This is a genomic window from Hirschia litorea, assembly GCF_042665075.1.
In the GTDB taxonomy this organism is placed as follows: domain Bacteria; phylum Pseudomonadota; class Alphaproteobacteria; order Caulobacterales; family Hyphomonadaceae; genus Hirschia; species Hirschia litorea.
Genome location: NZ_JBHTBR010000002.1, coordinates 41630 through 55912, shown reverse-complemented (window position 1 = coordinate 55912; position 14283 = coordinate 41630). Strand labels below are relative to the sequence as shown.

The 14283-nt window shown below is 44.4% G+C and carries 11 protein-coding genes and 4 tRNA genes; 8 read left to right on the top strand and 7 right to left on the bottom strand.

Features of this window, described 5'->3' with window-relative positions:
- The first annotated feature begins 177 nt into the window (after nt 1-177).
- The gene (locus tag ACFQS8_RS00305; RefSeq protein ID WP_382164611.1) at nt 178-1110 is read left to right on the top strand and encodes an NAD(P)H-dependent flavin oxidoreductase; all 933 of its coding nucleotides are present in this window, start codon (nt 178-180) and stop codon (nt 1108-1110) included.
- A gap of 340 nt (nt 1111-1450) precedes the next feature.
- Here the strand turns inward: ACFQS8_RS00305 and ACFQS8_RS00300 are convergent.
- Nucleotides 1451-1526 (bottom strand) — tRNA-Trp (locus ACFQS8_RS00300).
- A gap of 339 nt (nt 1527-1865) precedes the next feature.
- Here ACFQS8_RS00300 and ACFQS8_RS00295 point away from each other — a divergent pair.
- The 4 genes from ACFQS8_RS00295 to ACFQS8_RS00280 all read left to right on the top strand — a co-directional run bounded on the left by ACFQS8_RS00295 (nt 1866) and on the right by ACFQS8_RS00280 (nt 4513).
- The gene (locus tag ACFQS8_RS00295; RefSeq protein WP_382164609.1) at nt 1866-2525 is read left to right on the top strand and encodes a polysaccharide biosynthesis/export family protein; all 660 of its coding nucleotides are present in this window, start codon (nt 1866-1868) and stop codon (nt 2523-2525) included.
- A gap of 155 nt (nt 2526-2680) precedes the next feature.
- A tRNA-Gly gene (locus tag ACFQS8_RS00290) sits at nt 2681-2754 on the top strand.
- A 384-nt stretch (nt 2755-3138) separates the two neighbouring features.
- A complete protein-coding gene (locus ACFQS8_RS00285) occupies nt 3139-4128 on the top strand; it encodes a glycosyltransferase family 2 protein (RefSeq protein WP_382164607.1) in 990 nt (329 codons plus the stop codon).
- Nucleotides 4129-4324: 196 nt separating this feature from the next.
- Nucleotides 4325-4513 carry a hypothetical protein gene (locus tag ACFQS8_RS00280; RefSeq protein ID WP_382164605.1) on the top strand — a complete coding sequence of 63 codons (189 nt, stop codon included), beginning with the start codon at nt 4325-4327 and terminating at the stop codon, nt 4511-4513.
- A 109-nt stretch (nt 4514-4622) separates the two neighbouring features.
- On the opposite strand, the gene ACFQS8_RS00275 is transcribed toward ACFQS8_RS00280, so the two are convergent.
- The 3 genes from ACFQS8_RS00275 to ACFQS8_RS00265 form a co-directional block, all read right to left on the bottom strand.
- On the bottom strand, nt 4623-5324 hold the full coding sequence (locus ACFQS8_RS00275) for a sugar transferase (protein ID WP_382164603.1): 702 nt from the start codon (nt 5322-5324) through the stop codon (nt 4623-4625).
- Nucleotides 5325-5788: 464 nt separating this feature from the next.
- Nucleotides 5789-6580 carry an SDR family oxidoreductase gene (locus ACFQS8_RS00270; protein ID WP_382164601.1) on the bottom strand — a complete coding sequence of 264 codons (792 nt, stop codon included), beginning with the start codon at nt 6578-6580 and terminating at the stop codon, nt 5789-5791.
- 217 nt (nt 6581-6797) lie between these two features.
- Nucleotides 6798-6882, bottom strand: a tRNA-Tyr gene (locus ACFQS8_RS00265).
- A 104-nt stretch (nt 6883-6986) separates the two neighbouring features.
- On the opposite strand from ACFQS8_RS00265, the gene rlmB reads away from it, so the two are divergent.
- The gene (rlmB, locus tag ACFQS8_RS00260) at nt 6987-7799 is read left to right on the top strand and encodes a 23S rRNA (guanosine(2251)-2'-O)-methyltransferase RlmB (RefSeq protein WP_382164599.1); all 813 of its coding nucleotides are present in this window, start codon (nt 6987-6989) and stop codon (nt 7797-7799) included.
- 82 nt (nt 7800-7881) lie between these two features.
- Here the strand turns inward: rlmB and metG are convergent, their stop codons facing one another.
- The gene (gene metG, locus ACFQS8_RS00255; RefSeq protein ID WP_382164597.1) at nt 7882-9597 is read right to left on the bottom strand and encodes a methionine--tRNA ligase; all 1716 of its coding nucleotides are present in this window, start codon (nt 9595-9597) and stop codon (nt 7882-7884) included.
- A 145-nt stretch (nt 9598-9742) separates the two neighbouring features.
- Here metG and ACFQS8_RS00250 point away from each other — a divergent pair, with 145 nt between their 5' ends.
- Both ACFQS8_RS00250 and ACFQS8_RS00245 read left to right on the top strand, forming a co-directional pair.
- Nucleotides 9743-10222: a DUF1761 domain-containing protein gene (locus ACFQS8_RS00250; protein WP_382164595.1), complete on the top strand. Its 480-nt coding sequence runs from the start codon at nt 9743-9745 to the stop codon at nt 10220-10222.
- 107 nt (nt 10223-10329) lie between these two features.
- Nucleotides 10330-10405: transfer RNA gene (locus ACFQS8_RS00245), tRNA-Thr, on the top strand.
- Between the two features lie 168 nt (nt 10406-10573).
- Here the strand turns inward: ACFQS8_RS00245 and ACFQS8_RS00240 are convergent.
- On the bottom strand, nt 10574-11809 hold the full coding sequence (locus tag ACFQS8_RS00240) for a glycosyltransferase family 4 protein (RefSeq protein WP_382164593.1): 1236 nt from the start codon (nt 11807-11809) through the stop codon (nt 10574-10576).
- A 181-nt stretch (nt 11810-11990) separates the two neighbouring features.
- Nucleotides 11991-14252, bottom strand: a complete 2262-nt coding sequence (locus tag ACFQS8_RS00235; protein ID WP_382164590.1) for a GumC family protein — start codon at nt 14250-14252, stop codon at nt 11991-11993.
- Nucleotides 14253-14283 lie beyond the last annotated feature (31 nt).

Below are 14283 nucleotides of genomic sequence, written 5' to 3'. Positions count from 1 at the left end.
TTCACCCTCCCACATCGTTGTCATTAGTCTAGCAAGCTATTTGGAAATGAACATATCTGAATAGTTGGCCGAATAATTTGAATGCCCACCAACTAACGCTACGACACGATTGTCAGCAGCATTCAAAAGAGTAAGCTCCCTAAAATTGTTACTCATTTGTCTGTTTAGGAGACTTGCATGTCTTTACCTTCTTCATTGAGCGAGCGCTTGAAGCTCCCCGTTATAGCCGCCCCAATGTTTATTATATCGCGTCCTAAACTCGTTATCGCACAATGCCGAGCCGGAATAGTTGGTGCATTTCCTTCGCTAAACGCCCGTAAACCCGGCGAATTTGAAGAATGGCTACAACTTCTTAATGAAACGCTCGGGCCAGATGATGCGCCCTATGCCGTAAACCTCATTCTGCATCGTTCAAATATTCGCCTAGAAGAAGACCTCGCGCTCTGCGTAAAATACAAAGTCCCAATCGTTATCACCTCTCTTGGTGCACGCGTTGAAGTCAACGAAGCAATCCATAGTTATGGCGGTATTGTTTTCCATGATGTGATCAACCAGACATTCGCACACAAGGCGATCGAAAAAGGCGCTGATGGCCTCGTACTCGTGGCTGCTGGTGCTGGTGGTCATGCCGGCACACTCTCCCCATTCGCACTCGTGCAAGAAACGCGTGAATGGTTTGATGGCCCTATCGCCCTTTCCGGCTCGATTGCCAATGGCGCATCCATTGCTGCGGCTAAAGTTATGGGAGCAGACCTTGGCTATATGGGATCAGCTTTCATCGCGACCGAAGAGGCAGATGCTGTACCAGCTTATAAGCAAATGATCGCCGATAGTGATGCTGATGATATAATCTACACAAACCTGTTTACAGGTGTTCATGGAAACTATCTAAAGCCATCCATTGTCAACGCTGGCATTAACCCAGATGAACTTGCTGACAAAGAAGCCAAGCACATGAACTTTGGTGATATGGGCAGCGACGCAAAAGCTTGGAAAGACATTTGGGGATGCGGGCAAGGAATTGGTGCCGTAAAATCCATTCAACCTGCTGCAGTTTTCATTGAAAAACTCAAAGAAGAGTATGCGATCGCCGCAAAACGCCTCGCCTAACACTCAAAGCACAAGCAGACACCAAACTAAAGGTCAGCATGAGCGAGGTAATCCACACTCTCTCATGCACCTTCTGGGCAGCACACACGGACCAGCCATATTCCACAGCCCAAGCAGGCAAGCTTCAGCACCGCCATTCCAAAACTACTCTAGTGACACCCATCCTGCGTTTAAAAAGCAGCATGAACAGTCACGTCTCTTTATGTATCGGGAAAAGGTAGTTTCAAAAAAATTGAAACCGCAACAATTGATCTAACGGAAATTCCATCAAAATTGCAAAAATAAACTTTTAAATGTGAAGGTTTTTAGTGAAAATACGTTTAAATTCAACAATTTCCACTGGCAGGGGCAGTAGGATTTGAACCCACGACCCTCGGTTTTGGAGACCGATGCTCTACCAACTGAGCTATACCCCTGCATTGGAAGAAACGCTGATACGCTATCATACAGATAATTACAAGTATAACTTACCGAGTAATGCCTACTTTTTCCAACTCAGTTCAATCTTCAGTGATGAAACAAAATCTCAGGCATTTTTTCTTATTTGTTTCACCTATACTCCCTAAATTGGCCCATATCTTGAGTATGAAAGCACAGGAAACACATAAATACGCATTTTCTCACGCAGTTATGCTAGAAATGTAACGTTTGGATACATACAAGCATACACTTATTAAGTGTGTTATTTATATAAAATTCGCCCATTCGCGAATTTTAAGTGAATATTGAATTATAGAGGTCGGGAAGCAAAGAAAATGAATGTTCTAGGACGCCTAAAAATTGCTATTGCAGCAACATTGCTGTTAACAGCCGCAGCCTGTTCAACACCAGCCACAAGCACTCAAACAGACACATCGGCTCTAATCAAACACCCAGCAGCATCTACTACAACACAAGAAGTTGTATCAAATAACGCCCCACTCTCTCCCAACCAAAACGCCAAGCCAACGGACAGTTTAGGTTACAAACTTGGAAACGGGGACACGTTGCGCGTCACTGTGTTTGGCGAACCAGACCTTTCTGGAGAGTTTCAAGTTGACGGAACAGGCATGATTTCGGTTCCTCTTATTGGCGAAGTGGAAGCTGCAGGCAACTCCGTACGCCAAGTGCAGCGCGCCATGGAAGATCGTTTTCGTCAGGGCTACCTAAACAACCCGCGCATTTCTGCAGAAGTTATCAATTTTCGTCCCTACTACATTCTCGGCGAGGTTAACCGCCCTGGAGAGTATCCATACTCTGATGGACTTACAGTCTTAAATGCCATTGCAACTGCAGAAGGCTACACCTACCGCGCTAACAAGCAGAAAATATTCGTGCGTGCTTCAGGTGGGATGGAAGAACGAGAAGTAAAACTAACTTCGACCACACCGGTAAACCCTGGAGACACACTCCGCGTTGGCGAACGCCTATTCTAAGCTAGCCAAAAATTGGTTCTAAAAGGCGTATTGGAGCTCTACCAATACGCCTTTTTTATATTTAGCTCCAAAATTTCATTTTTTTCTCAAAGAAGTCCATTTTACTATGGACGAACCCCTAATAAATGCGCTAACAGTCCCTCTCTCATATTTGAGCGGGTATAGCATAATGGTAATGCACTAGCCTTCCAAGCTATGTACCTCGGTTCGATTCCGTGTACCCGCTCCATATATCTCTGTTAAATCCATTCCCATAATATCATTATCTATTTTGGAATATTGGCGCAAAATTTGATTTTTTGCATATTTGAATTTTGCAAAACATGAGTGTTTTCGCGATGTTATGGTGCAATAATTGCTACATTTTATACAATACAGAACAAAGTGATCCACAGCGGCACGTTGTATTTTAATGGGGCTTTATTTTTATGTGTGCATCAATGCAGTGATATCACCAGATTAGTTTAACAGTGTTTTATAAACACTCGCGCTAAGAGCATTATAATTCCAGCATTATTTTGATATAAGCAGTTTCAGAATTCACATTAAATAACTTAGGCAACAGCCTCTTTACTGTGTACAAAGAATAAAAACAGACTTTACGGGTGAGTTAATGTCTAAATCGACCAATAATGACACAGTTGCTATTGTGATTGCTGCATACAACGCAAGCAATACTATAGAAAAAGCTGTTCGCTCTGCCTTAATACAAAAGTCTGTATCTCAAGTTATTGTTGTAGATGACGCCTCACAAGACAACACATACGAAGCTGCACTTTTAGCCGAAGATAATTCAGGCCGGCTACTTGTTCTAAAATTGCCGAAAAACAGCGGCCCCTCCGCTGCAAGAAACTTAGCTCTAAAAAACACAACGGCGCAATGGTTCACAGTCTTAGATGCAGACGATTACCTTATGGAAGGCCGAATAGATAAGCTGCTTTCGCTTGCCGGAAACGATTACGATATTTTAGCAGATGACTTATGGCTATTGGAAGAAGGCGATAATCCGGAGAACATCTCTCCAATGCTCAATATTGAACCAACGGATAAGGTCTCAGACCTATCCTTGGAAACCTTCATTGCTGGAAACCTTCCCCAGAAGGGAAAATCAAGACGCGAACTAGGTTTTTTAAAGCCGATCATTCGCAAAACAAGCTTGGATGAAGCCCATTTACAGTATGATGAGAAAATGCGCCTAGGAGAAGACTACGATCTCTACGTACGCCTCCTCGCAAACGGTGCCAAAGCCGGCCTCACATCGCCGCAGGGCTACGTCGCTATACGACGCGCAAACTCGTTAAGTGGCTGTCACGGGCATTCAGAGCTTATGCATTTTTACAATAGCATACGCACGCACCGAGATTTGCCAAATCTGTCAAAGGAAGCAAGACACTTAAACAAATTGGCGCGCACTAACGCATCTAGAAAATATCGCTGGGCCAAAATGATCCACGCGATAAAACATGGTAATATAGGCGATTTCCTTTCATGCCTAACCACCTCACCCGATAATATTGTGTTTTTATTTTCAAACTTGGCGCTTACTTTGCATTACAGATTGTTCAAGCACAAAAAAAAGCTTGATACACAAAAATTTTCTTGATCAGCTAGAACTGATCAAAAAAAGCATCTGGAAACCTCTGACAAAGCTGCATCAGCCTTAAAAAAACTTCAAGTTTCTTCTAAGTAGGCTTTGAAACCAAAGCATTCCCCAAAATTGAATATATAATATTAAGACTCTCTTGTGAGTCCTATCGATATGATTGGTTCATCATAATATTCTAAACTGGTGAACTCTTATGAACAGCTACGCCTCAGCACAATCAAGCGATGCACGCGTCATTGATCTTAAGACATACAAGCTTCCAACCACCACCTGCGAAGCCAACGAAGAGCGTTGGCCAGCTTGGAAAACATCACTATTCATATTTACGACATGTGGTGCATTTTGGGCCTCTATCGCCATAGCAATTCGCGCGATATTCTAGTAAAAACAATACTCCGAACACAAAAAAAGCCTCAACACATTTCATAGTGTTGAGGCTTTTTTTGTAATTTGGAAGTGACGCTTAACTCACTATATTCACGCAAATAGAATTAGTAAGCACCCTTACCCAGCAACACAGTCGGTACAGATATAAACAATATCTTGATATCGCCCCATACAGACCACTCACGTACGTATTTAACATCAAGCTCAACGCGCTTATCAAAACCTGTATCACTTCGACCGCTAAGCTGCCACAAACCTAACACACCAGGGCGCACACTACAGTATACAGTGAAATCTGACATCCCACCATAGTCTGGTGTTTCTGCACGCGTAATGGTTCTTGGACCAATAACTGACATCTCACCCTTTAGAATATTGATCAGTTGCGGCAACTCATCCAAACTAGACTTACGTAAAAAGCGTCCAACGCTTGTAATCCGTGGGTCTTTTTTCAGCTTTTTAAACTTACGCCACTCAGCTGCTGCTGCAGGGTCACTATCTAAAACCGCCTTTAGCTGTGCTTCAGCATTTAGCACCATTGTGCGGAATTTATAACAGTAAAATTCTTTGCCATCGACACCGATACGGCGCTGCTTAAAGAGAGCTGGACCACCGTCATTCATTTTAATGAGTATCGCAACCAATACGTATAAAGGAAATAAAAAGACTAACATTCCTAAAGCGAGAACGATGTCCATCGCACGCTTAGTTTTGCTTAAACGAGCTTTCGACCAATTGCTCTGGTTTTGCTCAACTCCGCCCAAACCACCAACGAAGCTACCTTCTATAATTGTATTGTGTTTCACAGCTATTCATCCCATTTGCGTGTTCTACACAAGGGTTCTCGCAAGAACCGCGCCAGTTCACATCCAACTTTCAAATTGACCTGCAAAAACTGTAAAAACACTCACCTACTCTACACTCGGAAACCCCAAATTCCTCCGTCAAAGGAGGAGAAATTTCACATGATCAAGATACCCAACCCGATTTGTGAAACTATTTTTGTACAAATAAACCAACAGAACAGAATTGCAATCAGTTAATGTTGTTTTTCTCCAACGAAGGGAATTTATTTCACACAACTCAACGACAACTCTAACTGAGCTCTACACATGAAGCAAAAAAATCATGATTACTCATGATTCAAAGTCATCAGCACTCACATGCAAATATATTTATACACCATCATACCGACACACGAATAAAAGCCAATTCAATATTTGATATCAACCAGCAAATACATCGACATTTCTTCTTCTCACTCCAAGAACTATTCAGCTTCTGCGCCCGGTGCGGCTGCGGATCCTGCCAATAACCCGCCATCAATATTCACCTCTGTGCCAGTCATGTATTTTACATCATCACTGGCGAGCAAAAGCGCTACAGAAGCAACCTCTTCAACACTTCCGAATCGCTTCAGTGGTGTCGATGCAACCATTGCAGCCTCTCGACTGTCCCGATCCGCTCCATCACCAAGCATTGCATCCCAAATCGGTGTCAAAATAGCGGCGGGATGAATAGAATTACATCGAATTTCCCATTTATTTTGCGCACAATACAAAGCAACTGATTTAGTATGGTTTCTGATCGCTGCTTTAGAAGAAGCATACGCTGCGGCACCAGGAATACCTACCAGCCCAGACCGAGAAGACATATTGATGATTGACCCTTGTCCCCTTCTCTTCATTGCACGGATTGCATATCGACACCCCAAAAAGGTACCTTCGAGATTGACTTGATGAACTCTGCGCCACTCTTCTAATGACACATTTTCAGGATCATGGGCACTTACAGTCTCCTCAAAGCCAGTAATTCCCGCATTATTCACCACGACATCAATTTGCGGATATTTATCTTCGCATGCCAACCAATCTTGCTCCGAGGAAACGTCGAGTTTAAAAAACTCACCACCTATCTCCTGCGCGAGCTCTAGTCCTTTTTCTTCAAGAACATCCGTTACAACGACGTGTGCACCTTCAGCCGCAAATGTACGGCAAATACTTTCACCGATTCCCATGGCAGCGCCCGTCACGAGACAGAGTTTGTTATCTAACTTTTGCATAATGATACCTAATTGAAACAGTCAGCTAAAATTTAGAGACATGACACAAGCATGACGAAATAGAACGCAAGCTCATAACAGCAATGTCACAAGGGCATTTCAGCGTGTATGTTTGAAATAATCAGCTTAATTTAGCTGAAGGAAGAAAAACCAGAAATCTTATGAATCATCAGCTCTTTTCCTGTCGCATGCTCAAATACTAGGCGAAACAAAAAAATGGTGGAGGGAGCTGGATTCGAACCAGCGTACGCAAGGCGGGCGGATTTACAATCCGCTGGATTTAACCACTCTCCCATCCCTCCACGGGATACAGCGTTTGTAACGCTGGTAAGATCAGTGCTTGACGAAGACCTCAGAACACTCCAAAGCCTGCTCGCAACAACCTTACGAAGGGCGCTTTATAGACATGAAGAACAAACCACGCAACTGGTCAAATGCTGACAATTCAAAAAAGTTTGAAAAAAAGCAAAAAAACTCCACTTATCAACACCTTCCAGAAGGTGAAGTGTGGATTTGGGGCGTGCATGCCGTGTCTTCTGCCCTAAAAAACAGCTCGCGTAAAAAAATTCGCGCTCTATTGAGTCGTAATGGTGCACAAAAATTAGGATTGGACCCGGACCATCTTCCTCACTACGCGCAACTCGCAGACCCAAAAGATCTTGATAAATTCCTGCCCCCAGATTCAGTTCATCAAGGCGTCGCCCTACATGCACGGGAACTTGAAGGCCAGGACTTCGAATCAATTCTAGCCCAAGGTGAAGGACCGATCATAATACTGGATCAAGTCACAGACCCGCAAAATGTTGGCGCTATTTTCCGATCAGCGGCCGCCTTTGACGCTAAAGCTGTCATTATGCAAACCCGCAACTCCCCTAAACTTGGCGGCGCATTAGCGAAGGCAGCAGTTGGAGCAGTAGATATTATTCCTGAAGTCGCCGTTGTGAATCTTTCGCGAGCTGTGAATGCGCTAACAGATGCAGGCTGGTGGGTTGTAGGGATGGATGGAAATACCGATACAGATATAGCACAAGCATTCAATACAACCGCCCCACTCGCCATCGTCATGGGTGCGGAAGGATCTGGAATACGTCAACTTGTAGCAAAAGCCTGCAGCCAACTTGCCAAAATCCCCATTCAAGCTTCGATGGAGAGTCTAAACGTATCTAACGCCACCTCTATCGCACTATATGAAGCACAAAGACAAAAACTCCAAAATTAGAAATGACATGGGTAATGGATGATTTCTATCCAATGGGCCTCATATCTCCAAAATTTCTTACAATCTAGCTAGGTAAGCGGGGTTATTCCCCGCCACCAAACTGCTCAGTCCATTCAGCAACCTGTCCATCTTCGATCTTTGCAAATAAAACGTCTGGTGGAGTAACATCCATTCCAGCAGGAAGCGCACTTAATAACGCGCCAATATCATCCCCAAATTGAAAAGAACGACGATCCTCAGGAACACTCAATGCATCGAGAATTTTTCGCCCTGCGTCCGGTATAATCGGCAATGCAAGAATACCAAACAGCGCGACCAGATTAAGGCCGTAACGAACCCCAACAGCTGCCGCATCTTTATCTGCCTTGTATTTCACCCACGGCTCAGCTTTTGTAAGATATTCATTGCCCGCAGCCCAAATCGCGCGCGTCTCCGCTGCCGCTTTTCTGAACTCCATATTCTCATAATGAGACATCAACACTGGCAACCGTGTTTTAAGCTCATTCTCGATCCAAGCTTCTGCTTCACCAGCTTGCCCTTCAGCCGGCAATTTTCCATCAAATTTAGAAACTGTGTATTTAGTGATCCTGTTGACAAAGTTACCGAGCACATTGGCAAGATCTGAATTTACAGTTGACTGAAAGCCTTCCCAAGTAAAACCAGCATCTGATCCCTCTGGCGCATTAGCAATCAGATACCAACGCCAATAATCGGACGGAAGCAGATCAAGCGCCTGATCCATAAACACACCGCGCTTTTGGCTCGTAGAGAACTTACCACCATACCACGTCACCCAATTAAACGCTTTGAGCTTATCGACAGTTTTCCAAGGCTCTTGAGAACCAAAAATAGTGACCGGAAACGAAACAGTGTGGAAGGCAACATTATCCTTTCCCATAAACTGCACATAGGACACATCATCTGCACCCTTGTCTTTTCGCCACCAACTAGCCCAATCGCGCCCCTCGCCAGCTTCCGCCCATTCTTGCGTCGCTGCAATATATTCAACTGGCGCATCAAACCAAACATAGAAAACTTTTTCTTCAAATCCTGGACGAACCTTACCATCCTTTAGGACTGGAATCCCCCACTTCAAGTCGCGCGTGATAGCGCGATCCTGCAACCCTTCATCCAACCACTTATAAGCGATCGAACGCGCTAATTGGGGCCAAGTTTCCGCTTCATCCACCCATGCACGGATTGTATCTTGCATTTTTTCTTGAAGAAGAAACAAATGCACCGTGTCTCGTATCTCAATATTCTTAGATCCAGACACGGACGAATATGGATCAATAAGGTCCACGGGATCTAACAAGCGCCCACAACTATCGCATTGGTCACCACGAGCTTTCGTGTATTCACAATGAGGGCATGTCCCCTCCACATAGCGGTCCGGCAAAAAACGGCCATCATCGACCGAATACACTTGTTTAGATGTGCGCTCTTCTATCAGCCCATTTTCTTCTAGCTTCTGTGCGAAATGCTGAGTTAGCACTGCATTCTGCTCACGAGATGAACGTCCAAACCAATCGAACGATAAGCCAAAACCTTCACAAGCTTTTTTCTGAATATCATGCTGCTCGTCACAGTACTCCTGAACGGTTGTGCCAGCATTCGCAGCTGCTAATTCTGCAGGTGTACCGTGTTCATCAGTTGCACAGATATATAAAACATCATCACCCAACAGCCTTTTAAACCGCGCATACACATCTGCGGGCAACATCGAACCAGCTAAGTTACCTAAGTGTTTGACACCATTGATATATGGAAGCGCGGAAGTGATCAGAATACGTGACATATTACTTTTCTGTCATAATAGAGTACAGTGACAATAAGGTCGTAGAGAATGCAGATATGCATGACCTCATTAAATGGCAATAGCGCCTTGTTTAACGCGCTAAAGGGCTAAAAGAAAAGAGCAGGTTTCTTAGGAGGGTAAAAAGATGCCAAGAATCGGTGGAATAAATGTAGTTGGCGTCCTATTGGCGACAATCGCTTTCTATATGGTGGGGTTTGTATTTTACGGTCTGGTCTTCCAAGCCGAATGGACAGCGCAAACCTTGGCTATGAGCGGCGTTGCCGACCTTGATTCGATTCGCCAAATGACTCCCGAACGTCTGGAAAGCGCATGGTATGAAGCATTCCCTGATGCAAACCCAGGACTTTCGATGGGGCTAGGTTTCGTCACGACCCTAATAACAGTTACAGTTCTCGCCATTATATTGCGCCAACTAACATCGGGTGCCTCTACAATTATGTCATATGCGGGGCTCGCCTGTTTACTTGCGATAGGTTTCTCGGTGACCACACTCGCATACGATCATATTTATGCGGCGAAACCCCTAACTTTACTTTGGATTGATTCAGGACACTTAATCATTGGATATGTGATTAGCGCTGTCATTTTGTCCTTCTTTGACTAGATAAAAACACCGTCTTTGTACTGCGCGGAAATATTTTTCAAAAAAACTAAAAAAAGGGCTTGCGTCCCGCCGCGCAAAAGACTAACTACAGCACCTCTTCAAGGTGTGCCGGCTTAGCTCAGTTGGTAGAGCAGTTGATTTGTAATCATCAGGTCGCGAGTTCGACTCTTGCAGCCGGCACCATCTTGAAGATTGATTTCACTAGATAAAGTGAAACAACTTCCCCATTCAATTATTTTACGCTCATCTGCGAACTGACTGAATTGTTCAGTCAATCTGACTGCATGACGCACAAAAAACAGCCGCTCCTATTGGAAACGGCTGCCTTTGTTATCTGATATGAATGTCGTGCTAATTCACGACAAAAAGCGAATCCAATCCTGCGTGAGATAATTCAGTCTCAGCTGTTGCAAAAGCAGCTTCTGCATATTGCGCCCGCTTCTCTTTTGATTTGAACAATTCGATCATATGGTCAGCATATTCCCGCGGCGTATCAGCACGTAAGACCGCCGCATCCAATGCAGAACCAAACCCGTCCACCCCCATTGGATAAGACACAACCGGCATCCCCAAAGCCAAATATTCAGCAATTTTGATGGATACTCCAGACGCAAGACGTGTAGATGCTATTCCAATGGCATCTGGACCAGCAAGATCAGCAAGATCAGGGATACGTCCTAGCACATCAACATTCGCTGTTGTAGCCGCGCTTGGCGTGGCATGCCCAATATCACCAACAACCTTTAATCTAGCAGATGGCACATCCTTCAAAACAAGCGGCCAAATTTCATCTAGGAAGTGCACAAGCGCATCGCGATTACCTGCATGATTTGCTCCCACATAAACTGCACACGCCTCATCACGCGGCTTAAGCGCATCTCGACGCGTCGTGACCATAGGACGTAGCCACGCATGGATCGCATCAGGACGCTGTTTCTTCACCGCTTCTAGTTCATTCCTCGACGCATAAATAAAGCCATTCGCGTGCTTGAATCTCGCCAATTCTTCATCAAAGCTCAATTCAAAATGATCTGGCTCTCTGCCCGATTCTTTAAAGGTTTTTGCGCGATGAGAAAATAGATCATGATGAAACACAATCTTGCTCTTCACATCAGGCAGCAAAGAAAAAAGAGGACCAAGCGAAGAATATTCAACCACTACCATCTCTGGCTTTAAATCTTTTACGATCTTTGCAGTCCGTTGTAGCTCTGAAATTGAAGGAACAACCCCAAGCGACGATCTAACTTTAGTTAAGCCGCCAAGATTCATTTTGAGCTTTGAAAGTCCTGCAACACCTAACCGCCAGATAAATCGCCCCCATACTGAAGGTGATGTAGACACATAAGTTTGCCCAACCTTAAACGTAGACGGCCACAGAATTTCAGCACGATCAGAAAATTCACTTTGAACCTTACACCAAACTTTATTCCCTATGGCTGTTTCGGGAATGCACACAATTCGTGCCTCATAACCAGCCTGTATAGCAGCATCCATGCACGTGCGTAGGTAAACAGCACTTCCTGAACGCATATCATCTAGGCGACGGTTGGTTACAAACACTGCTAAACGCTTGGATTGTTCATTCATCAATCGGCTCTCCATACTCGCTTAAAACGAGACAAGTTTCTTGGGTCTATTTCCTATTTAGCAAAATCAAAGCCAATATAGACGAATACTCCCCTCAATATTCTCTTTTTTGGGGAAAACAAAAAAACGCCCTACTTATGTTGAGTACATAAATAGGGCGTTTCAATTTTTTTCAAAAACACTAGTTGTTGATGTAGTACTTTGAATAAGCTTTGTAATTACTCAATGCTGCACCTGAGTGCTTAGATAAGCGTTTCAAGTCAACAAATGTCAGTGCAACACCAGCAACATTCGCATTGAATTCACGTAAGACACCCAATGTCTGCGTCAATGCTGCACGGCTTGTACGACGCCAGCGAGCAGCCACTAGAACCTGATCAGACTTAGCCGCAATGACACGCGTCTCTGCCATTAGCAAGATTGGCGCAGTATCCACAATGATTAGATCATAATCGACCTTCAAGCGTTCAATCATCGCATCAAAAGTTTTCGATCCAAACACATCACGTGATGTTTTGCGTGTAGATGTAAGAGGAAGAATATCTAGCTCTGTTTCGGCATCACGATGGATTGCATCTTGAAGCTCCACCTCACCCAACAAATACTCAACAAGACCGATTTCTGGTTTAAGACCTGAAGTTTCAGTCAATTGGTGACGACGGAAATCCCCATCAATCACAAGAGTGCGAGAACCAGTCATTGCTGATATACGCGCCAAGGAAAGAGACAGACTTGTTTTACCTTCAGCAGGGAAAGAAGACGTCACAGTAACCAGCTTCGCAGGGTTATCAATATTGGCAAACTTCACAGAAGCTCGAAGGTTTCTCATCGATTCTGCAAAAGCCGACATTGGGTGTTCAATTAAGTACTTACCCGGCTGAACTTTAGAACCAATACCTGACGGCAACAATGGAACATTTCCAAGGAATGGCACACCATTACGCTCTTCAATTTCTTCACCTGAAGACACTCGGTTGTCCAACAACTCCATGATCAGAACAATTGCACCAGCAACAGCCACACCAAGGAAAAGACCAAGTGCGAGGTTTACAGCTTTACGAGGCAATGCAGCAGATTGTGGAACATCCGCATATGCAAGCACACGAGAGTCGGCATCTTGAATAGATTCTTGTTGGTTTGTTTCTTTGAACTGCGACAAGAAATCTTCATACAATGTACGAGATGCATCCGCATTACGCTCAAGTTCACGAAGGCGAATTGTAGCGCGGTTGTTTTGAGAAAGTTCAGATTTTAAGTTGTTTGAGCTTTCACGCAAACTGTCCAAACGACGACGCGCAATAGAGACTTCACTTTCAAGGCTAGACACAATACGGCGGATTTCAGCGTCAATCTGTGCACGAAGGTCTTTTTCTTCACCAACAATAGAGATCACATCAGGGTGACGTGGCCCATACTTTGTTTCAAGATCTGCACGCTCGCGTGTGATTTGAGCTTGTTGCGTACGTAAATTACGGATCACATCTGATTGCAGAGCTTCAGACATGCCCTCAGCACCTGAACCTGCATTTAGAGAATTACGAACAGCTGTTAAACGTGCACGCTTTTCTGAATACTCAGCTTCTTGAGTAATCATTTGAGCTGTAATATCTGAAATCTGTTGCTCTGTTAGCGTGCTACCTTTGGTACTGAGCAAACCATTCGCAGAACGATATGCCTCTACAGCGCTCTCAGCAACATTTAGCTCCTGACGAAGACCTGACAAACGCTCATCCAACCAAGCATTCGTACGGCGTGTTTCATCAAATTTGGTATCCAACTGATCCACAAGGTACTGATCTGCAACAGCATTAGCGATCAGTGCAGAACGCTCCGCATCAACACTGCTAGCTGTCACCAAAAAGAGAAACTTACGACCATCACGTTCAGCTGTAACTTTGTCTGCCAAAATGCGTGCAGCTTGATCAATTACAGCTTGAGCCTTTTCTTCTTCAGTAAGAACAGCCTCTTCTTTTATCTCTTCTTTTGAACCAGGAATAAGAGATTTGATCACATCGGTTACGCGCCCTTTGAATACTTCCATTGAAGTTGGCACGTAAAGAGATGGGTTGAATTCAGGATATTTCTGAAGTTCCAATTTGCGAACAACTCGCTTTAGAAGAACTGGGCTTGTAATGATTTCAAGCTCGGTCTCAAAAACACCAGGAGCTGCCGGCAATCCCGAGAGAACGCCGACATCAAGAACACTATTTTCACGCTGATCAACAATCACCTTTGCAGATGCTTGGTAGATTGGAACCATCTGAAACGTCATCACGGCCACGATGGAAAAAATGGCTGCCACAACAATCAAGAGAAGCATCAGGTTACGTCTTACCGTGCGAACCACCTGTGAAAGACTAATCACCTGGCTTGGTCCGCTCTGGCTGCCTGGAAACGAACTTATCGCGTTCGATTCAATTGGATAAGGATATGCCTTGGTCAAAACTCTGGTCCTTCAGCGCTATATAGCTGTT